Source organism: Polaromonas sp. P3_B1 (assembly GCF_056402935.1).
Genome location: NZ_JBFUGK010000038.1, coordinates 1 through 19,412 on the forward strand (window position 1 = coordinate 1; position 19,412 = coordinate 19,412).

Sequence of the window (19,412 nt, forward strand, 5' to 3'; positions counted from 1 at the left end):
CGTTTGCGGCATCACGCCGTCGTCGGCCGCGACCACCAGAATCACGATATCAGTGGCCTGTGCGCCGCGGGCACGCATGGCGGTGAAGGCCTCGTGACCCGGGGTGTCCAGGAAGGACACCATGCCGCGCGGGGTTTCCACGTGGTAGGCGCCGATGTGCTGCGTAATGCCGCCGGCTTCACCCGCCGCCACTTTGGCGCGGCGAATGTAGTCAAGCAGTGAGGTCTTGCCGTGGTCGACGTGGCCCATGACGGTAACCACAGGAGCACGCGGCAGCAGTTCAGCCTGCTGGCCTTGAACGTCGTCGTCGGTAAAGGCTTCCGGATCATCCAGCGCGGCGGTAACCGCCTTGTGGCCCATTTCTTCCACCACGATCATGGCGGTGTCCTGGTCCAGCGGCTGGTTGATGGTGACCATCTGGCCGAGCTTCATCAGGTGCTTGATCACCTCGGAGGACTTGACGCTCATCTTGTGCGCCAGTTCCGCCACGGTGATGGTTTCAGGCACATGCACTTCGATGACCTTGAACTCGGTCGGCGCCACAAAAGTGGACTCGGGGCGTGCCTCGCGGTCGTTGCCGCGGCGGCCGCGCGGGCCGCTGCGGAAATTGCCGCGTCCGGGCACGACAGGCGCGCCACGGCTCGGAATACCCTTCTTCTTGGCGGCGTCGTCCTTCCAGGTGGAAGACAGGTTCTCCGACTTGACTTCCTTTTTGCCGGCGGCGCCTGGAGCGCCAGCAGCTGCGGGAGCACCCGGCTTGGCAGCCGCGCCCGGCGCACCTGCCGGCTTGTGCAGCGTGCCTTTGATGGCGGCTTTGGGATCGACGTGCGGCACCAGCACGCGCTTGGGCGCGGACATCATGGCGCGAATGCCTGCGGCTTCGGCCTCGGCCTTGCGGCGGCGTTCCTGCAGTTCCTGCGCCTTGGCGGCGTCGGCCTGGAATTCAGCGGTGGCCTTGGCCTTGGCGGCCGCAGCCGCGGCAGCGGCGTCAGCGGATTTGGTGGCTTGCTCGGCGGCGGCGGTTTCGGCGGCCTTGGAGGCGGCGGCCGTCGGCGCGGCGGCTTCCTTGGCCTTGCCGACTGCGGGCTTGGCCTTCTTTGCCGCATCGGCGGCGGCAGCGGCAGCCTGGGCGGTCTGCTCGGCGGCCAGGCGCTCCTGCTCGCGCGCGGCGTCCTTCGCATCCTGCTCTTCGCGCAGGCGGCGTTTTTCGGCGAGCTCCTGCTCCTGGCGGCGCAGCAGTTCAGCGTGGCGGCGGGCTTCCTCCTCGCGGCGAATCAGCTCGGCGTCATCGACGACGGGTGCCGGCGGCGGTGCTGCCACTTCGGGCTGCACTTCTTCAGCGGGCTGGTCCGAGCCTTCGTCGCGTTTGATGAAGGTGCGCTTTTTGCGGACCTCCACCTGGATGGTGCGCGCCTTGCCGGTGGCGTCGGCCTGCTTGATTTCACTGGTGGACTTCTTCACCAGCGTGATTTTTTTGCGCTCGGCCGTGACAGTGCCATGGCTGGCCTGCAAATAGCCCAGGAGCTTTTGCTTGTCCGCCTCGGACAGGGGGTCGCCGGGTTGTGCCTTGGCGACGCCCGCGCTGGTCAATTGCTCGATCAGCGTGGCGGTGGATTTATTGAGTTCAGCTGCGAATTCAGCGACGGTAGTGGTACTGGACATATGTTTTTTTCCTGCAGGCCTTTCATGATCACTGCTCTTGGGCCGCTGCGGGCGCAGGGGTGTCAGCGGCAGCGGGCTCATCGGTAAACCAATGCGCGCGAGCGGTCATGATCAGGGCTTTGGCTTCGTCCGCAGACTGGCCGGTGATATCTGTAAGTTCGTCCACAGCCAGGTCGGCCAGGTCGTCGCGGGTGGTAACGCCCGCTTCGGTCAATTTGGCGATCAGCTCTGGCGTGAGGCCTTCGACGTCGCGCAGGTTCTGCGAAACGCCTTCGGCATTTTCTTCTTTGGCGATTTCCATCGTCAGCAGCGCGTCTTTGGCGCGCGTGCGCAGCTCATTGACGGTGTCTTCGTCGAAGGACTCGATCTCGAGCATCTCCTGCAGCGGCACATAGGCCACTTCTTCGAGGCTGGTGAAGCCCTCGGAGATCAGGATGTCGGCGATTTCCTCGTCCACATCGAGCTTTTCCATGAAGAGCTTGCGGCTGGTGTCGGTTTCGCTGGCCTGCTTCTGGGCAGACTCGTCGGCCGTCATGATGTTGATCTTCCAACCGGTCAGCTCGGCGGCGAGGCGCACGTTCTGACCGCCGCGGCCGATGGAGATGGCCAGGTTTTCTTCATCGACGACCACGTCCATGGCATGGCGCTCTTCGTCGACCACGATGGAGGACACATTGGCCGGGGCCAGCGCGCCGATGACGAATTGGGCCGGGTCTTCGCTCCAGAGCACGATGTCGACGCGTTCGCCGGCAAGCTCGTTGGTCACACCATTGACGCGGGTGCCGCGCACGCCGACACAGGTGCCGATGGGGTCGACACGCTTGTCGTGCGACAGCACGGCGATCTTGGCGCGCGAACCGGGGTCGCGGGCGCAGGATTTGATTTCCAGCAGGCCTTGCTCGATTTCGGGCACTTCCTGGCGGAACAACTCGATCATGTACTCGGGCGCGGTGCGCGAGAGGATGATGGGCGCGCCGCGCAGGGTGGTGTCGACTTCCATGATCATGGCGCGGACGCGGTCGCCGGAGCGCAGGTTTTCCTTGGGGATCATGTCGCCGCGGCGCAGGCGGCCCTCGACGCGCCCGGACTCGACAATGATGTCGCCTTTGTCCATGCGCTTGACGGTACCGACAAAGATCTTGTCGCCGCGTGACATGAAGTCGTTGAGCAGCATTTCGCGCTCGGCGTCGCGGATTTTCTGCAGGATGACCTGCTTGGCCGCTTGCGCGCCGATACGGCCGATAGGCAGGCTTTCAACCGGCTTTTCGATGTAGTCGCCCTCTTCGATGTCGGCGATCTCGTCGCGCGCGTCGCTCACGAGCTCTTCGGCTTCGGGGTTCTGCAGGCCGGCTTCGTCCGGCACCACGAGCCAGCGGCGGAAGGTCTCGTAATTACCGCTGTCACGGTCGATCACCACACGAATGTCCACTTCGCCTTCGTACACCTTTTTGGTGGCCGAGGCGAGCGCAAGCTCGACCGCGCCGAACACGACGTCGCGTTCCACGTTTTTTTCGCGCGAGATGGCATCAACCAACATCAACAGTTCGCGATTCATTTCACAAGCCTGCCTTTCTTCATTTCTTGAAATTTAATTCGGTGTGGAGGAACCGGCGCCGGGGAGCGACTTGGGTTTCCGGCCCTTGAAGTCCACCACCGGCGCGAGTCGCGCCTGGTGAAGTTCGTCGAGCGTGAAACCCAGCGCCTGCAACGGTGCGGGAATCCTTTTCTTGCTAATCTTCTGGCCGGGTTTGGCCGGGGGCTCGTCACTCCAGACGATTTGCCAGCCGGCCTCGGCTCGCTCCAGCGTGCCGCGGAATTTCTTGCGGCTGGCCGTCACCGTCGAGCCGGCGCTGGCCGCCACGCCGATCGGCGCCTTCAGCGTGATGTCGACCAGTTCGCCGGCAAAACGCTCAAAATCCTTTTCACCGCGCAGCAGCCTGTCGATACCTGGGGAACTGACCTCCAGGCGGGCGTATTCGACGCCTTCGACTTCCAGAACAAACTGCAGCTGGCGGGTGACTTTTTCGCAGTCTTCGGCATTGATGAACTGCTCGGCACCCTGGACGTAAGGCATGTCGATCGTGACACGCAGCAAACCGCCGCCGGTGCGCTCGATCTCGACCAGCTCGTAGCCCAGTCCCGTCACAGTTTGCTCAATCGTCTCTTGCAATGCCATTCAGTCTTTTAAAACCCGCTCTATTAGTTCAATAGTTCAAAAACAAACGCCCAAAAAAAATGGGCGGTGAAAACCCGCCCATTTGGTCGTGAAGCTCTTATTGTAACGTGCTGCGCCCCTCGATGCAAACAATTTCCGTGCCTGACACGAGAGCCGCCGCTCAAAACTCCGGCGAGCGCCGCCCGCCTTCACCCTTTTTGTTAAGCCATCACACCGTCACTCACTGATTGCCAGCTTGTGGCGGGACAGGTAGAAACAAAGATGGGCACCGTGCACTGACTTTCAACGATGCCCACGGGTAAACATCAAAATTCTCAATGAAATCATGGGGATTTTTTGATTATTTAAAGTAAATTTTCAAAACTACGGACCTATACCGCCGTCACAAGCACACGCGTATAAGGATGGCGCGGCGAATCCAGCACCTCGCTGAGCGAGCCGGATTCCAGCACATCGCCGTCCTTCATCACCATGACTTCATGCGCCATGGCGCGTATGACGTCCACGTCGTGCGTGATCAGCAAATAGCTGAGGCCGCGCTCGCGCTGGAGTTTTTGCAGCAGCCCCAGCACCTGCTTCTGGATGGTCACGTCCAGGGCGCTGGTCGGTTCGTCCAGCACCAGCAGGCTGGGATTGATGATGAGCGCCCGGGCAATCGCCAGGCGCTGGCGCTGCCCGCCCGAAAATTCGTGCGGGTAGCGCTGCAGCAAGCCCGGAAACTGGGCCTCGGTCATACCGACATCGGCCAGCGCCTGCACGGCCCGCTCGCGCCGGGCTGCGGGGGCCAGGCCGGGCTCGTGCACGCGCAAGCCCTCCTCCACGATGGCTTCGACACTCATGCGCGGCGAGAGTGAGGAAAATGGGTCCTGGAACACCACCTGGACCGCCCGGCGCATGGCTTTGTCACGCGCGGCCTCGCGGCCCCAGGCCTGGCCGGCCGCCTGCAACTGCCCTGAAAAAGGCAGCAATCCCAGGCTGGCCAGCGCCAGCGTGGACTTGCCGGAGCCCGATTCGCCAATCACCCCCAGGGTCCTGCCGGCCGGAATCTGGAAGCTGGCTTCTTTCACCGCCACAAATTCACCGCGCTTGAACCACCCGCGTATGCCAGGAACCGGCACTGGATAGCTCACGCGCAGCCGCTCGGCTTTCATCGTGATCGCGGCATCCGCCGAGGCACCGGCCGTCGCCAGCCCGTCGCGCCGCGGCTTGCTGTCGATCAGCTTGCGGGTATAGGGGTGCTGGGGCCGCGCAAACACCTCGGCCACGGCGCCCTGCTCCACGATGCGGCCGTTTTCCATCACCGCGACCCGGTCGGCGAACTTGCGCACCAGGTTGAGGTCGTGGGTGATCAGCAGCACGGCCATGCCGTTGCGCTGCTGCAGCGCGCCCAGCAGGTCGAGGATCTGGCCGCGCAGGGTGACGTCCAGCGCCGTGGTGGGCTCGTCGGCCAGCAGCAGCCCAGGCTGGCAGGCCAGCGCCATGGCGATCATCGCCCGCTGCCGCTGCCCGCCCGAGAGCTGGTGCGGAAAAGCCCTGGCACGGCGCTCGGGCTCGGGAATGCCGGTGTCGGCCAGCAGTTGGATGGCACCCTGCATCGCTTCGGTTCGGGTCAGGCTTTTGTGGAGTTCCAGCACCTCGGCAATCTGGTCGCCGACGCTGTAGAGAGGATTGAGCGCCGTCATGGGCTCCTGGAAGATCATCGCGATGTCGCGGCCGCGAATCCCGCGCAGGGATTGCTCGCTGAGGGACAGCAAGTCCACCGGCGCCTTGGGCGGAGCCCCGCTGGCCGCGCGTTCGGCCGCATCGACACCGGCAAAAACAGCCTTCCCGTTCACCGCGGCGTTCTGCGCCAGCCGCAGCAGGCTGAGTGCGGTCACGGTCTTGCCCGAGCCGGACTCGCCCACCAGCGCCAGCTTTTCGCCGGGAGCGATGGAAAAATCAATGCCGTGGACCACGGATTTGCCCGCGAACGAAATCCGCAGGTTCTGAACGTCAAGCAGCGGCGCGGCCATCAGTCGGCCTTCCTGGGGTCCATGGCGTCACGCAAGGCGTCGCCCATGAAAGTCAGCAACAGCAATGTCATGACCAGCACCAGAAAGGTGGACAGCGAAATCCACCAGGCGTCGATGTTGTTCTTGCCCTGCGACAGCAGTTCGCCGAGCGAAGGCGTGCCGGGCGGCACACCCAGGCCCAGGAAATCCAGCGAGGTCAGCGCCAGGATGGCGCCGCTCATGCGAAACGGCAGAAAGGTCACGACCGGCGTCATGCTGTTGGGCAGGATGTGCCGCCACATAATCTGCAAATTGCTGACGCCCAGGGCCCTGGCCGCCCGCACATAGTCCATCTGGCGGTTGCGCAGGAACTCCGCGCGCACGTAGTCGGCCAGGTCCATCCAGCCGAACACCGACAACAGGATCAGCAGCAGCGCGATGCTGGGCGCGAAGATGGCACTGAAGATGATGAGCAAATAGAGTGCGGGCATCGCGCTCCAGATCTCGATCAGGCGCTGCATCAGCAGGTCGGTCTTGCCCGCGAAATACCCCTGCACCGCCCCCGCCAGGATGCCCAGCGCCGTACCGGTCACGGTCAGCGCCAAGCCGAAGAGGACGCTGACGCGAAATCCGTAGATCAATTGCGCCAGCAGGTCGCGCCCCCGGTCGTCGGTGCCGAACCAGTTGTCGCGCGTGGGCGCGGCCGGGCTGGGGGACTTGGCGAAGTAGTTCAGGGTCTTGGGGCCGTAAGGGTTGGGTGTATAGATCGCCCAGTTGGCGCCGGCGGTGATGCGGTCGCGGATGAATGGGTCCAGGTAGTCCGCGGGCGTGGGAAAGTCACCGCCGAAGGTCTGCTCCGAGTAATCCTTGACGATGGGGAAATAAAGGGTGCCCTCGTAGCGCACGACCAGCGGCCGGTCGTTGGAGATAACTTCGGCGAACAGGCTGAGCACCACCATTGCACAGAAAAGCACCAGACTCCAGAAACCCAGCGGGTTGCGGCGGTAACGCCGCCAGGCGCGTCGGGCCGGGCTGACGTGGAGCGCTGCGACGTCAGCCACAGGCGCGGGGGTGCCGTTGCTAGTCGAATTTGACACGAGGATCCACCAGTACGTAAGAGAGGTCGCTGATCAGCTTGGTAAAAAGCCCAATCAATGTGAACAGATAAAGCGTTCCAAGCACCACGGGATAGTCGCGCCGGATCACGCTCTCGTAGCTGAGCAAGCCCATGCCGTCCAGGGAAAACAGCGTCTCGATCAGCAGCGCCCCCGTGAAGAACGCCCCGATGAACGCGCCCGGAAAGCCGGTAATGATGGGAATCAGCGCATTGCGGAACACGTGTTTCCAGAGTACGCGGTTTTCGGCCAGGCCCTTGGCGCGCGCCGTCAGCACATATTGCTTGCGAATCTCCTCCAGGAACGAGTTCTTGGTCAGCATGGCCGTCACCGCGAAACTGCCGAACACCATGGCGGTTACCGGCAACGTGATGTGCCAGAGGTAGTCCACGATCTTCGCACCCACGCTCAATTCATCCCAATTCGGTGAGGTCAGCCCGCGCAAGGGAAACCACTGCAGCTGCCCGCCAAAGATCACCAGCAACACAACGCCCAGCACAAAACCCGGAATGGCATAGCCCACCAGTATCAGCAAGGTGGTGATCAGATCGAACTTGCTCCCGGCCCTCACCGCCTTGGCCACGCCCAGGGGCACGGCCACGCCGTAGCTGATGAAAAAAGTCCACAGTCCCAGACTGATGGACACCGGCAGCTTCTCCAGGATCAGCGTCCACACATCCTTGTTCTGGAAAAAGCTCTTGCCCAGGTCGAAGCGGGCGAACTGGCCCAGCATCTGCACCAGCCGCTCATGGGCCGGCTTGTCGAAACCGTACAAGGCCTTGATCGCCTCCAGGCGCTTGGGGTCCACGCCCTGGTTGCCACGGTAGCTGGAGCCGCCCGATTCCACGCCGCCGAAGCCGCCCTTGGCGTCCGACAGGTACTGCTCCACCGGCCCGCCGGGCACGAACTGGATCACGGCAAAGGTGATCAGCAGCACGCCCAGCAAAGTGGGGATCATCAGCAGCAGGCGTTTGAGGGCGTAGGCGAACATCTGGCTACTTTCCTTGGGGCACGGGTTTGGCCCACCAGGCCATCATCACCCAGTCTTCCGCCCCGGCATAAGGCGGCATGGGCGGTTTGAAGCCCAGCCGCCAGGCGTTGTAGGCGAGGCGGTGCGAGGTCAGCGTCCACTGGGGAATCAGGTAGTGGCTGTGCATGATCACGCGGTCCAGCGCCCGGCAGGCCGGGATCAATTCGGCCTTGGTCCTGGCGCCGACCACCGCGGTAACCAGTGCGTCCACGGCCGGGCTCTTGACGCCAAAGTAATTGCCCGAGCTTTCGGTGTCGGCCGCCTTGCTGCCGAAGATGTCGCTCAGCTGCTGGCCCGGGTCGTGCGTGCCCGGGAAGTTGATGGTCGTAATGTCGAACTCGAATTTGTCCAGCCGCTGCTGGTAGAGCGCGAAGTCCACCGGCGAAAAGCGCAGCGTGATGCCCAGCTTTTCCAGGTTGCGCATCCAGGGCGCGACCGTGCGCACACCCGTGTCGCGGCTGTCCAGGTAGTCGAGCACCATGGCGTCGCCCTTGGCGTTGCGCAGCGCGCCGTCGCGGTAGGTCCAGCCGGCGTCCTTGAGCAGGGCCTGCGCCTTGCGCAGGTTGTTGCGCAGCGACTGGCCTTCACCGGTCGTCCTGGGCGGCTGGTACATGGGCCCGAAGACGGCGGCCGGCACCTTGGCGCGCAAGGGCTCCAGCAGGGCCAGTTCCTGCGGCGACGGCAGGCCCGTGGCGGCGCAGTCGGTGTTGCCGAACAGGTCCTGCACGCGCGGGTAGCCGTTGTAAAACATCTGCCGGTTCATCCACTCATAGTCCAGCGCCAGATCGAGGGCCTCGCGCACACGCGGGTCGGACAGCATGGGCTTGCGGCTGTTGAGCACATAGCTCTGGAAACCGGCCGGCTGGCGGTGCGGGAAATCCTGTTTGACCAGTTCGCCCGAATCGAAACGCTTGCCCGTCACGCGGCGCGCCCAGTCGCCGGCCGAGTAGAAGCTCATCAAGTCGAACTCGGCCGCCTTCAGGGCCTCCAGGCGCGCCGTGTTGTCCTTGTAGATCTTCACGGTGATGCGGTCGAAGTTGTAGCCGCCGCGCCGCACGTTCAAGTCGCGGGCCCAATAGCCGGGATCGCGCGCATAGGTGATGTCCTTGCCAAAACGCACCGGGCCGATCTTGTAGGGCCCGCTGCCTATAGGTGTGTCCATCACAACTTCGTCGAAGCGTTTGGGCTTGCCGTCCACCACGCCCCAAGCGCGGCTGAACACCGGCAGGCCGCCCACGGTCAGCGGCAGTTCGCGGTTGGGTTTCTTGAACCGGAAGCGCACGGTTCGCGCGTCGATCACGTCGCAGCCCGCCACATCCTCCAGCGCGGTCTTGTAAGCGGGCGAGGTGTAAGGCCCCATCAGCGTGTCGTAGCTATGCTTGACGTCCGCAGCCTCCACCGGCATCCCGTTGTGGAACTTCGCCTGCGGCCGCAGGCGGAACACCACGCTCAGTCGGTCGGACGCGACCTGCACGTCCTCGGCCAGCAGGCCGTAGCCCGCGGCGGTTTCGTCCATGGAGCCGGCCAGCAATGAATCGAACATCAGCACCGACAGGTAGGCCGGGGCCGAGCCTTTGATCGTGAAGGGGTTGTATTTGTCGAAGGTTGAATAGCGCAGGTTGCTGACCAGGCGCAGGTCGCCGCCTTTGGGCGCCGCCGGATTGACGTAGTCGAAGTGGGCAAAACCCGCGGGATATTTGAGATCGCCCCAGAGAGCATAGCCATGTGCGGCCCATGACGGCGCTGAAACTCCCAGCAGGACCCAAACCAGCAAACTTCGCATGCGACAATTCTGCCCTAGTTAGGTCGGCAAATTTCCGGCGCGCGAATCTCGCGCCCCTGCCGGCCACCTTCCGCACATTTACTGGAGCACCTGCATGGCGACACACACCGGATTCCTCACTGGCAAAAAACTGTTGATCACGGGCGTGCTGTCCAACCGATCCATCGCCTACGGCATCGCCAAGGCCTGCCACGCACAGGGCGCCGAACTGGCTTTCAGCTACGTCGGAGAGCGCTTCAAGGACCGCATCACGGAATTCGCCGCCGATTTCGATTCAAAGCTGATTTTTGACTGCGATGTGGGCGACGATGCGCAGATCGCCAAGCTGTTCGCCGACCTGTCGCAGACCTGGCCGACGTTTGACGGCTTTGTGCACAGCATCGGCTATGCGCCGCGCGAAGCCATTGCCGGCGACTTCCTCGACGGCCTGTCGCGCGAGGGCTTCAAGATCGCCCATGACATCAGTGCCTACAGCTTCCCGGCCATGGCCAAGGCTGCCCTGCCCTACCTCAACCCGAAATCGGCGCTGCTCACGCTGACTTACCTGGGCGCCGTGCGCACCGTGCCCAACTACAACACCATGGGCCTGGCCAAGGCCAGCCTGGAAGCCTCGGTGCGCTACCTGGCCGAATCGCTGGGCCCCAAGGGCATGCGCGTCAACGGCATCAGCGCCGGCCCCATCAAGACCCTGGCCGCCAGCGGCATCAAGGGCTTCGGCAAGATTCTGAGCGTGGTCGCCGAGGCCTCGCCGATTCGCCGCAACGTGACGATTGAGGACGTGGGTAACGTCGCGGCCTTCCTGCTGAGCGACCTGGCCGGCGGGGTGAGCGCCGAGATCACCTATGTCGACGGCGGCTTCAGCCACGTCGTGGGCGGCATCGCCGAGCCGGCCGAAGCGGCCTGAAGCCTGGGCAGCCGCCTATGGTTGCCGCCAGTAGTCGTAGCTCCAGACGGTCTCAAACCCCGCGCGCCGGTACAGCGCCAGCGCCGGGGTGTTGACGTCTTCCACCTGCAAAAACGCCCGTGCGATGCCGCGCTGTTCGGCCACGGCGGCAATGCCGGCCAGCACCCGCCCGGCCAGTCCCCTGCCCCTGAAGGCCTGGTCGGTGCGCATGCCGTGCACGCTGGACCAGCCATGGCTAAAGGCGCCGGCGCCTGCGGCCACGGTTTTGCCGCTCTCGCGCACGCTGGCATAGACCGAACCGCGGGCGCGGCTCAAGGCCTTGACGCGGCTCGCGCCGTCCACCGGGTCAAAACCTTCGGCCAGGAACAGCGCAGCCCAGGCCGCATCGGGCATATCGGCGGTTTCGGCCGGCACTGCCGTACTGGTAGCGCGCATGGCCGGCACCGGCGCCACCTGAACCAGCACCGGCTTTCCCGATTGGTAACCGCGCCGCGCCAACTCCTGCCGCAAGCCGTCGAAACAGGCTTCATTGGCCAGGCGGAACACCGTGCGCAGGCCGCGCGCCCGGTAGCGCGCTTCGACCTGGTCGACCATGCCCTCGGCCGCCGGTACGTGGCGCAGCGGCACGGCGCTGTGGGCCCGGCTGACCGTGCCGCTGTCAAAGGGCAGCAGCCAGCCCTGGAATTCCTCGACGGCTTCGGGAGACACCGCGGCCAAGGTGGCCCGCTCTATGGATTCGATATCGCTAGAGGTCATGCAGCCCGCCCATTGAAATGCTGGACGGGGATGGCGGCAAGGTCCAGGTCCTGCACACAGCGCAGATTGATGGCGGCCATGCGCTTGCCGTCCGGGCCCGTGCCCTCGCCATAGGGGTGGATGCCGCAGGTGGGGCAAAACCGGTGCTGGATAAGGTGTTTGTTGAACAGATAGGTACTGGCGTTCTCGTCGGGCGTGAGCAGGCGCAACTGCTCGCGCGGGACAAACCAGAGCAGCGAGCCTTTGCGCGAGCACATGGAGCAGTTGCAGGCCAGCGCGCTGGTGGGCTCGCCCTCGACCTCAAAGGCAATCCTTCCGCAGTGGCAGCTTCCTTGGTGGCTCATGTTTTGCATCCTTTTTTCTCAATGATTTGTTGGAAAACCAGGCGCATGTGGCGCGCCCTCGACAGTTTCCTGGAGCAAGGCTTGCCGCGCTCGGCAGGGGACTATAGACTGTACATTCATACAGCCAAAAGTCAAAAAAAAATGGCACCGTACCAAGCACCAACACCCTCTTTCCGCGCTTCGGCTTCCATGTCGGTTTTTCGCCTCAAGGCCCTGCACCTGCTGCTGGCCGTCGCGGGCTTGCTGACACCCGCCCTGCCCAGCGCGGCCTTTGCCGCCACAGCCGCACCCGAAGCGCCGCAGCTCATGCTGGCCAAAGCCTACCGCCCGGGCATCCCGCTGGCCGACTACTGGGTCAGCGAAAAATACGACGGCATACGCGGCTACTGGGACGGCGAGAAACTGCTGACCCGCAACGGGGAACGCATTGCGGCGCCGAGCTGGTTCACGGCAGGCTGGCCCAAGGTGCCGCTGGACGGCGAGTTATGGGCAGGCCACGGGCAGTTTGCCCGCGCCATGTCAACGGTGCGCCAGCAAAGTGCGGACGCGGCGGCCTGGCGGGGCATGCGTTTCATGGTGTTCGACTTGCCCGCGCAGGGCGGCCGCTTCAGCGAGCGCATCCCGGCGCTGAATGGCGTCGTGAGCCGCATCGACCAGCCCTGGGTACAGGCCGTGGCCCAGTCCAAGGTCGCCAGCCATGCGGCCCTGCAGGCGCTGCTCGCCATCACCGTCAAGCACGGCGGCGAAGGCCTGATGCTGCACCGCGGGGCCTCGCTCTACAAAGGCCAGCGCAGCGACGACCTGCTCAAGGCCAAACCGCACGAAGACGATGAAGCCCGCGTCGTGGCGCACATTCCCGGCCGGGGCAAATACGCGGGCATGGTGGGCGCGCTGCTGGTGGAGATGCCGGCCGCGGACGGCAAGGCCGGCCGGCGCTTCAAGCTGGGCAGCGGCCTGAGCGACGAGCTGCGCCAGAACCCGCCGCCTGTAGGCAGCACCGTGACTTACCGTTTCCGCGGCCTGAACGACAGCGGCATCCCGCGTTTTGCCAGTTTCATGCGGGTACGGGACGCTGCCGTTTAAAGCGGCCGAGGCTGCCGGGCCTGTTTACTTCTTGACGCAGTCCGCGTAGTAGCGGGTCTTGCCCTTGGCATCGACCTCTTCCACCAGGCCGTGGATGTCGGTCTCGAAACCCGGGCACTGCGCGTTGAATTCGCGCGAGAACTTCAGGTAGTCCACGATGCGCTTGTTGAACACCTCGCCCGGAATCAGCAGCGGGATACCCGGAGGGTAAGGCGTCACCAGGCCCACGGTGATGCGRCCTTCCAGGTGATCGATTTCCACGCGCTCCGTCGTGCGGTGGGCGATGTGGGCATAGGCGTCGCTGGGCTTCATGGCGGGCGCCAGGTCGCTCAGGTAGACCTCAGTTGTGAGCCGCGCGATGTCGTATTTTGCGTACAGCGTGTGGATGTGCTGGCACAGGTCGGCCAGGCCCATGCGCTCGTACTTGGGGTACTTCTGGCAGAACTCGGGCAGGATGCGCCACATCGGCTGGTTCTTGTCGTAGTCGTCCTTGAACTGTTGCAGCGCCGTCAGCAGCGTATTCCAGCGGCCCTTGGTGATGCCGATGGTGAACATGATGAAGAAGCTGTAGAGGCCGGTTTTCTCGACGATCACGCCGTGCTCGGCCAGGAATTTGGTCACGATGCTGGCCGGGATGCCGGTTTTGGCGAATTTGCCGTTCAGGTCCAGGCCGGGCGTGACGATGGTGGACTTGATCGGGTCCAGCATGTTGAAGCCGGTGGCCATCTGGCCGAAGCCGTGCCAGTTGTTGGCGCCGTTTTTCGCCATCTTGGCGCTGCGGGATTCGCCCTTGATGATCCAGTCCTGGGCCTCGCCGATCCCCTCTTCGACCAGCTTGTCCGGCCCCCAGACCTTGAACCACCAGTCGTCACCGTACTCCTCGTCGATCTTGCGCATGGCACGGCGAAAGTCCAGTGATTCGGCGATGCTTTCCTCAACCAGCGCGGTGCCGCCAGGCGGCTCCATCATGGCCGCGGCCACGTCGCAGCTGGCGATGATGCTGTACTGCGGCGAGGTGGAGGTGTGCATCAGGTAGGCCTCGTTAAAGAGGTGCCTGTCGAGCTTCACGTCCTGCGAGTCCTGCACCAGCACGTGGCTGGCCTGGCTGATGCCGGCCAGCAGCTTGTGGATGGATTGGGTGGCGTAGACCACGGCCTTCTTCGGCCGCACGCGGTTCTTGCCCATGGCGTGGTAGGCGCCATAAAAGGGGTGGAAGGCTGCATGCGGCAACCAGGCTTCGTCGAAATGCAGGTTGTCGATATAGCCGTCCAGCATGCCCTTGATGGTTTCGGTGTTGTAGAGCACGCCGTCGTAGGTCGACTGCGTCAGCGTCAGCACGCGCGGTTTGACCTTGCTGCTGTCCACGCCCTTGAGCAAAGGGTTGGCGTCTATCTTGGCGCGGATGGCGTCCGGCTCGAATTCGCTCTGCGGAATCGGGCCGATGATGCCGAAATGGTTGCGCGTCGGCTTCAGGAACACGGGGATCGCCCCGGTCATGATGATGGAGTGCAGGATGGACTTGTGGCAGTTGCGGTCGACCACCACCACGTCGCCGGGTGCCACCGTGTGGTGCCAGACCATCTTGTTGCTGGTGGAGGTGCCGTTGGTCACGAAGAAGCAGTGGTCGGCGTTGAAGATGCGGGCGGCGTTGCGCTCGCTGGCACCAATGGCGCCGTCGTGGTCCAGCAGCTGGCCTAATTCCTCCACCGCATTGCAAACGTCGGCGCGCAGCATGTTTTCGCCGAAAAACTGGTGGAACATCTGCCCGACCGGGCTCTTGAGAAAAGCCACGCCGCCCGAATGGCCGGGGCAGTGCCAGGAATAGGAGCCGTCCTCGGCGTAGTCCAGCAGGGCCTTGAAGAACGGCGGCTGCACGCCTTCCAGGTAGCTCTTGGCCTCGCGCAGGATGTGGCGTGCCACAAACTCGGGCGTGTCCTCGAACATGTGGATGAAGCCGTGCAGCTCGCGCAGGATGTCGTTGGGGATGTGGCGCGAGGTCTTGGTCTCGCCATAGACGTAAATCGGCACGTCCAGGTTCTTGCGGCGCACTTCCTCGATGAAGGTGCGCAGGTTCAACACGGCGGGGTCGAGGTCGGGTCCGGGCGAAAACTCCTCGTCATCGATCGACAGGATGAAAGCGCTGGCGCGGCTTTGCTGCTGCGCAAACTGCGAAAGATCGCCGTAGCTGGTGACGCCCAGCACCTCGAAGCCTTCGCTCTCGATGGCTTGCGCCAGCGCGCGAATACCCAGGCCGGAGGTATTTTCAGAACGGAAATCTTCGTCAATGATGACGATGGGAAAGCGGAATTTCATGGCGGGGAGAGCAGTTCAAGGGCGCCCTGAACCTGTCGGAGGGCATGGGGAACGCTCAAAAGGCATAGACAGGTTGAGCCTGAGCGGCGGGAGTGAAGCTTTTTCCAAGCAGCGAAGTGTAAGGACATATTGTTGCGCTACGCTTGTCTTGGGGTCTAATTGCCCCAAAATGTAGCGCATGACCGACAAAAGGAGGAAGCATGAGTGAATCGACGATCTGGTGGCTGCTGGCCGGTGTGGCGGTCGCGGTGGAACTGGCGACAGGAACGTTTTACCTGCTGATGGTGGCCATAGGGCTGGCGGCCGCGGCCGTTGCCGCCCACCTGGGCGCCTCAACCTCGGTGCAGCTCATCACCGCGGCCGTGGTGGGCTCGGCCACCGTCGGCATTGCCCATTTTGTCCGGAGCCGGGCCCCCGAAGCCCTGCCGCCCGGGATCAATCCGGACGTCAACATGGATATCGGCGAAACCGTGCAGGTCGACGACTGGCAAGCTGACGGCACGGCGATGGTGCGCTACCGCGGCGCGCAGTGGGCGGTTGTACAGGCGGCCGGCGCAACGCCCTCCGCGGGCCCGCACCGTATCCGGGAAGTCATTGGCAGCAAACTGGTCGTAGAAAAAATCTGAGGGAATCACCATGTCGTCTTATGTAGCACTTATCGTTTTCATCGCCGCGATGATCTTTGTCATCCGCGCCATCAAGGTCGTCCCCCAGCAAAATGCCTGGGTCAAGGAGCGCCTGGGGAAATATGCGGGAACCCTGACTCCCGGCCTGAACTGGCTGATTCCCTTTGTGGACCGCGTCGCCTACAAGCACAGCCTCAAGGAAATCCCGCTGGACGTGCCCAGCCAGGTCTGCATCACGCGCGACAACACCCAGCTGCAGGTGGACGGCATCCTGTATTTCCAGGTGACCGACCCGATGCGCGCCAGCTACGGCTCGTCCAACTACATCGTGGCCGTCACGCAACTGGCCCAGACCTCGCTGCGCTCCGTCATCGGCAAGCTGGAGCTCGACAAAACCTTTGAAGAGCGCGACATCATCAACGCGCAGGTCGTTGCCGCCATTGACGAAGCGGCGCTGAACTGGGGCGTGAAGGTCCTGCGCTATGAAATCAAGGACTTGACGCCGCCCAAGGAAATCCTGCATGCCATGCAGTCGCAGATCACCGCTGAGCGTGAAAAGCGCGCGCTGATCGCGGCATCGGAAGGCCGCCGCCAGGAACAGATCAATATCGCCACCGGCGAGCGTGAGGCCTTTATCGCCCGCTCCGAAGGCGAAAAACTGGCCGCCATCAACAACGCCCAGGGTGAAGCGGCGGCCATCATGGCCGTTGCCGACGCCAATGCCAAGGCCATCGAGATGGTGGCGGCCGCCATCCGCCAGCCCGGCGGCGAGCAGGCCGTGCAGCTCAAGGTCGCCCAGCAGGCGGTGGACRCTTATTCCAAGGTGGCCAAGGAAGCCAAAACCACCCTGATCGTGCCCAGCAACATGACCGAGGTTGGCGCCCTGATCAGTTCCGCCATGAAAATGGTGCAGGCCAACAAGGCCTGAGGCAGTTCCCCTTATCGCATCGCGCACAGGCAAGACCCATGAGTGCAATGAATGTCCTGGGCACGGAGCTCGTGCCCTGCTCCTACGACCCGCTGACCGGCTATTTCCGCGACGGCTGCTGCAACACGGACGCCTCAGACCTCGGCTCACACCTGATCTGCGTGCGGGTGAGTGCCGAATTCCTGGCATTTTCCGCCTTGCGCGGCAATGACCTCAGCACACCGCAGCCTGGCCACCGTTTTGCCGGGCTCAAGCCGGGCGACCGCTGGTGCCTGTGCGCCAACCGCTGGCGGGAGGCGCTCGAGGCCGGCTTCGCGCCGCCGGTCATTCTGGAATCCACCCACAGCAGGGCTCTGGAATTTGTCACCATGGCCCAGCTGGAAAAGCACCGTTTCCAGGGCGCCCTGCACTAGCACGCGCATTTGTGGCGTGTTTTTCAGCCCGGCAGGCCGGGGCACTGCTATAATCAAAGGCTTCGCGGAAGGGTGGATGAGCGGTTTAAGTCACACGCCTGGAAAGCGTGCGTAGGGTTAAACCTACCGCGGGTTCGAATCCCGCCTCTTCCGCCAGTGAGTCAATGAAAACGGGGCCTTGCGCCCCGTTTTTCATTTGGCCTCTCTAAGTGCCAACCCGCCAGCCGAGCCTATTCCCGTTTCGGCTCCGCGCCTGCTTCAGCCGCCTGCTTGAGCTTTTCCATCTCCGATTGCATGTGCTGCAGGAATGCGGCAAAACCCTCGCGGCCGAGCCGCTGGATCGCGTCATCGACTTCCTGCTGGCTCGTGGGGCGCGGATAAACCACCCCGTCTATTTYGCACACCGAAGCAGCGGGATACACAAAACCCATCATGTAGGGAAGATTGGCCGCCGCCTCGGTGCCGAACATCCGGGTGAGCTGGCTTTCATAGAGGATGTCGATGGGCCTGATTTTCAGTTTGCGCCCCAGCATATCGGTGAGTACGACGGCCTCGTCGCCCACGGCGCCCATGACATGGGGGGCGGCTTGATTTTCCAGACCTGCTTGCGGCTTCGCCATTTTTAAATCTCCAGGAAGAGGTTGATCCCATGAGACGCATCAGGCTGAAACAAGGGGCTGTGACACCTCAGGCTTCAGCAGGATGGCCTGCATGCACTTCAGGCAAGCCCGTCACCGACGCTTTACAGCCGGAGGTATGACACCTGCCTGAGGCCATTCTGGGCGGGCCATTGCAAGAAGCTCGCGCACATTGTCTTTTGGCGGTCAATGTATCGGCGATTCCTTTTGCCTGCTCCTCCCATCCTTCGTCCTCTTCGCCTCACTTCGCCTCTCTTTCCCTTCGTTCCTTTCTGCCTCGGCCGGAAGCGGCCAAAAAAAAGCCACCTTGCGGTGGCTTTTTCATTCTGCGCTGAACGATCAGTTCAGAGCGGATTTCTTGCCGTCCTTGTAGACGTACAGGGTGATGGCGGGGTTCTTCAGTTCGCCATTGGGTTCAAAGGAGATGGTGGTGGTCACGCCCTTGAAGTTGGTCTTGATCAGCTCAGGGGTGTAAACCTTTGGATCCCACGAACCGGCGCGCTTCATGGCGTCAACCAGGACGAAAGTCGCGTCATAGGTGTACGGGCTGTAAACCTGGAACTGGTTGGGGTACTTGGCGTCGTAACGCTTTTTCCAGGCTTCGCCGCCAGGCATTTTTGCCAGGGAAGCGCCGCCTTCAGCGCAGACCACGTTGCCGATGGTCTTGGCGCCGGCTGCCAGCTTGGCCAGTTCGGCCGTGCAGATGCCGTCACCGCCGAAGTACTTGACGTTGCTCATGCCGAGTTGCTCCATCTGGCGCAGCATCGGGCCGCCTTGTGGGTCCATGCCGCCGAAGAAGATGGCGTCAGGAGCCTTGGCCTTGACCGCGGTCAGGATGGCCATGAAGTCGGTGGCTTTGTCGGTGGTGAACTGTTCGTCAACGACGGTCATGCCTTTTGCCAGGGCCGTCTTCTTGAACACCTCAGCAACGCCTTGGCCGTAAGCGGTACGGTCGTCGATGATGGCGACCTTCTTGAGCTTCAGTGCGTCAGCTGCATAGAAAGCCAGGCCAGCGCCCAGGGCGTTGTCGTTGGCGATGATGCGGTAGGTGGTCTTGTAGCCTGGCTTGGTCAGGTTGGGGTTGGTTGCAGCGCCCGTGACGTGGGGAATGCCGCAGTCGTTGTAGACCTTGGAAGCGGGAATCGTCGTGCCGGAATTCAGGTGGCCGACCACGCCGGCGACTTTGGAGTCGCACAGTTTTTGTGCGGCTGCGGTGCCCTGTTTTGGATCAGCGGCATCGTCTTCAGCAACAATTTCAAACTTGACCTTCTTGCCGCCGATGACCACGTTTTGTGCATTCAGGTCTTCGATGGCCATGCGCACGCCGTTCTCATTGTCTTTGCCGTAATGAGCTTGCGAGCCGGACAGCGGTGCCACGTGGCCGATTTTGACGACTGCGTCTTGGGCAGAAGCAAAACCCGCAACCGCGGCGAGGGCTGCCACTACTGTCAGTTTTAATTTCATTTGCATAAAAAACACTCCGATTAGGAAATTACCGTTAAAGGTTGAGAACGAATTTTTTTACTCAACGGGGCCGAACATAACGCAATTTCCGGGCCCGCACCATAGCAACGTCCCTAGGTTAAATTCTGATAAGGGGGTTTACCCGGGGAACAGATCGGCTTATGTGAGTGGGTGTTTCAGCAGCAC

17 protein-coding genes and 1 tRNA gene are annotated in these 19,412 nt (G+C 63.0%); 6 read left to right on the forward strand and 12 right to left on the reverse strand.

Annotation, left to right across the window (positions count from 1 at the left end; genetic code table 11):
* From AC1DXS_RS19530 to AC1DXS_RS19560, 7 genes are all read right to left on the reverse strand, one after another.
* A partial coding sequence (locus AC1DXS_RS19530; protein WP_477739127.1) for a translation initiation factor IF-2 N-terminal domain-containing protein occupies positions 1–1,662 on the reverse strand: 1,662 nt, incomplete at its 3' end.
* Positions 1,663–1,690: 28 nt separating this feature from the next.
* The gene (nusA, locus tag AC1DXS_RS19535; RefSeq protein ID WP_477739128.1) at positions 1,691–3,217 is read right to left on the reverse strand and encodes a transcription termination factor NusA; all 1,527 of its coding nucleotides are present in this window, start codon (positions 3,215–3,217) and stop codon (positions 1,691–1,693) included.
* 33 nt (positions 3,218–3,250) lie between these two features.
* On the reverse strand, positions 3,251–3,838 hold the full coding sequence (gene rimP / locus AC1DXS_RS19540) for a ribosome maturation factor RimP (RefSeq protein WP_477739129.1): 588 nt from the start codon (positions 3,836–3,838) through the stop codon (positions 3,251–3,253).
* Positions 3,839–4,209: 371 nt separating this feature from the next.
* The gene (locus AC1DXS_RS19545; RefSeq protein ID WP_477739130.1) at positions 4,210–5,850 is read right to left on the reverse strand and encodes an ABC transporter ATP-binding protein; all 1,641 of its coding nucleotides are present in this window, start codon (positions 5,848–5,850) and stop codon (positions 4,210–4,212) included.
* Positions 5,850–6,926, reverse strand: a complete 1,077-nt coding sequence (locus AC1DXS_RS19550; protein ID WP_477739131.1) for an ABC transporter permease — start codon at positions 6,924–6,926, stop codon at positions 5,850–5,852. Before AC1DXS_RS19550 ends, AC1DXS_RS19545 begins: the two co-directional genes overlap by 1 nt.
* Positions 6,910–7,935: a microcin C ABC transporter permease YejB gene (locus AC1DXS_RS19555; RefSeq protein ID WP_477739132.1), complete on the reverse strand. Its 1,026-nt coding sequence runs from the start codon at positions 7,933–7,935 to the stop codon at positions 6,910–6,912. The genes AC1DXS_RS19550 and AC1DXS_RS19555 overlap by 17 nt, the downstream gene beginning before the upstream one ends.
* 4 nt (positions 7,936–7,939) lie before the next feature.
* Positions 7,940–9,757 (reverse strand): extracellular solute-binding protein, encoded by a 1,818-nt coding sequence (locus AC1DXS_RS19560; protein ID WP_477739133.1) that lies wholly within the window; start codon positions 9,755–9,757, stop codon positions 7,940–7,942.
* A gap of 94 nt (positions 9,758–9,851) precedes the next feature.
* Here AC1DXS_RS19560 and fabI point away from each other — a divergent pair, with 94 nt between their 5' ends.
* On the forward strand, positions 9,852–10,661 hold the full coding sequence (gene fabI, locus AC1DXS_RS19565; RefSeq protein WP_413330533.1) for an enoyl-ACP reductase FabI: 810 nt from the start codon (positions 9,852–9,854) through the stop codon (positions 10,659–10,661).
* 15 nt (positions 10,662–10,676) lie between these two features.
* On the opposite strand, the gene AC1DXS_RS19570 is transcribed toward fabI, so the two are convergent.
* Positions 10,677–11,417 carry a GNAT family N-acetyltransferase gene (locus tag AC1DXS_RS19570; RefSeq protein ID WP_477739134.1) on the reverse strand — a complete coding sequence of 247 codons (741 nt, stop codon included), beginning with the start codon at positions 11,415–11,417 and terminating at the stop codon, positions 10,677–10,679.
* Complete coding sequence (locus AC1DXS_RS19575) at positions 11,414–11,761, reverse strand: GFA family protein (protein WP_477739135.1); 348 nt, start codon at positions 11,759–11,761, stop codon at positions 11,414–11,416. The genes AC1DXS_RS19570 and AC1DXS_RS19575 overlap by 4 nt, the downstream gene beginning before the upstream one ends.
* 189 nt (positions 11,762–11,950) lie before the next feature.
* Here AC1DXS_RS19575 and AC1DXS_RS19580 point away from each other — a divergent pair, with 189 nt between their 5' ends.
* Complete coding sequence (locus AC1DXS_RS19580; protein WP_477739136.1) at positions 11,951–12,844, forward strand: DNA ligase; 894 nt, start codon at positions 11,951–11,953, stop codon at positions 12,842–12,844.
* Positions 12,845–12,868: 24 nt separating this feature from the next.
* On the opposite strand, the gene AC1DXS_RS19585 is transcribed toward AC1DXS_RS19580, so the two are convergent.
* Positions 12,869–15,157, reverse strand: coding sequence for an Orn/Lys/Arg family decarboxylase (locus AC1DXS_RS19585; RefSeq protein ID WP_477739137.1), 2,289 nt, complete (start codon positions 15,155–15,157; stop codon positions 12,869–12,871).
* Positions 15,158–15,357: 200 nt separating this feature from the next.
* Here AC1DXS_RS19585 and AC1DXS_RS19590 point away from each other — a divergent pair, with 200 nt between their 5' ends.
* From AC1DXS_RS19590 to AC1DXS_RS19605, 4 genes are all read left to right on the forward strand, one after another.
* Positions 15,358–15,783, forward strand: a complete 426-nt coding sequence (locus tag AC1DXS_RS19590) for an NfeD family protein (RefSeq protein WP_477739138.1) — start codon at positions 15,358–15,360, stop codon at positions 15,781–15,783.
* Positions 15,784–15,793: 10 nt separating this feature from the next.
* On the forward strand, positions 15,794–16,711 hold the full coding sequence (locus tag AC1DXS_RS19595; RefSeq protein WP_477739139.1) for an SPFH domain-containing protein: 918 nt from the start codon (positions 15,794–15,796) through the stop codon (positions 16,709–16,711).
* Positions 16,712–16,749: 38 nt separating this feature from the next.
* Positions 16,750–17,124 carry a DUF2237 family protein gene (locus AC1DXS_RS19600; protein ID WP_477739140.1) on the forward strand — a complete coding sequence of 125 codons (375 nt, stop codon included), beginning with the start codon at positions 16,750–16,752 and terminating at the stop codon, positions 17,122–17,124.
* A 66-nt stretch (positions 17,125–17,190) separates the two neighbouring features.
* Positions 17,191–17,280: transfer RNA gene (locus AC1DXS_RS19605), tRNA-Ser, on the forward strand.
* A gap of 74 nt (positions 17,281–17,354) precedes the next feature.
* On the opposite strand, the gene AC1DXS_RS19610 is transcribed toward AC1DXS_RS19605, so the two are convergent.
* Complete coding sequence (locus tag AC1DXS_RS19610; RefSeq protein ID WP_477739141.1) at positions 17,355–17,744, reverse strand: hypothetical protein; 390 nt, start codon at positions 17,742–17,744, stop codon at positions 17,355–17,357.
* A 357-nt stretch (positions 17,745–18,101) separates the two neighbouring features.
* Complete coding sequence (locus tag AC1DXS_RS19615) at positions 18,102–19,232, reverse strand: branched-chain amino acid ABC transporter substrate-binding protein (protein ID WP_074575116.1); 1,131 nt, start codon at positions 19,230–19,232, stop codon at positions 18,102–18,104.
* Between the last annotated feature and the right edge of the window lie 180 nt (positions 19,233–19,412).

Coding starts and splice junctions, on each gene's coding strand:
- fabI (WP_413330533.1), top strand. CDS start 9,852: ATGGCGACACACACCGGATTCCTCACTGGCAAAAAACTGTTGATCACG.
- AC1DXS_RS19575 (WP_477739135.1), bottom strand. CDS start 11,761: ATGAGCCACCAAGGAAGCTGCCACTGCGGAAGGATTGCCTTTGAGGTC.
- AC1DXS_RS19615 (WP_074575116.1), bottom strand. CDS start 19,232: ATGCAAATGAAATTAAAACTGACAGTAGTGGCAGCCCTCGCCGCGGTT.
- AC1DXS_RS19590 (WP_477739138.1), top strand. CDS start 15,358: ATGAGTGAATCGACGATCTGGTGGCTGCTGGCCGGTGTGGCGGTCGCG.
- rimP (WP_477739129.1), bottom strand. CDS start 3,838: ATGGCATTGCAAGAGACGATTGAGCAAACTGTGACGGGACTGGGCTAC.
- AC1DXS_RS19560 (WP_477739133.1), bottom strand. CDS start 9,757: ATGCGAAGTTTGCTGGTTTGGGTCCTGCTGGGAGTTTCAGCGCCGTCA.
- AC1DXS_RS19545 (WP_477739130.1), bottom strand. CDS start 5,850: ATGGCCGCGCCGCTGCTTGACGTTCAGAACCTGCGGATTTCGTTCGCG.
- AC1DXS_RS19600 (WP_477739140.1), top strand. CDS start 16,750: ATGAGTGCAATGAATGTCCTGGGCACGGAGCTCGTGCCCTGCTCCTAC.
- AC1DXS_RS19570 (WP_477739134.1), bottom strand. CDS start 11,417: ATGACCTCTAGCGATATCGAATCCATAGAGCGGGCCACCTTGGCCGCG.
- nusA (WP_477739128.1), bottom strand. CDS start 3,217: ATGAATCGCGAACTGTTGATGTTGGTTGATGCCATCTCGCGCGAAAAA.
- AC1DXS_RS19555 (WP_477739132.1), bottom strand. CDS start 7,935: ATGTTCGCCTACGCCCTCAAACGCCTGCTGCTGATGATCCCCACTTTG.
- AC1DXS_RS19580 (WP_477739136.1), top strand. CDS start 11,951: ATGTCGGTTTTTCGCCTCAAGGCCCTGCACCTGCTGCTGGCCGTCGCG.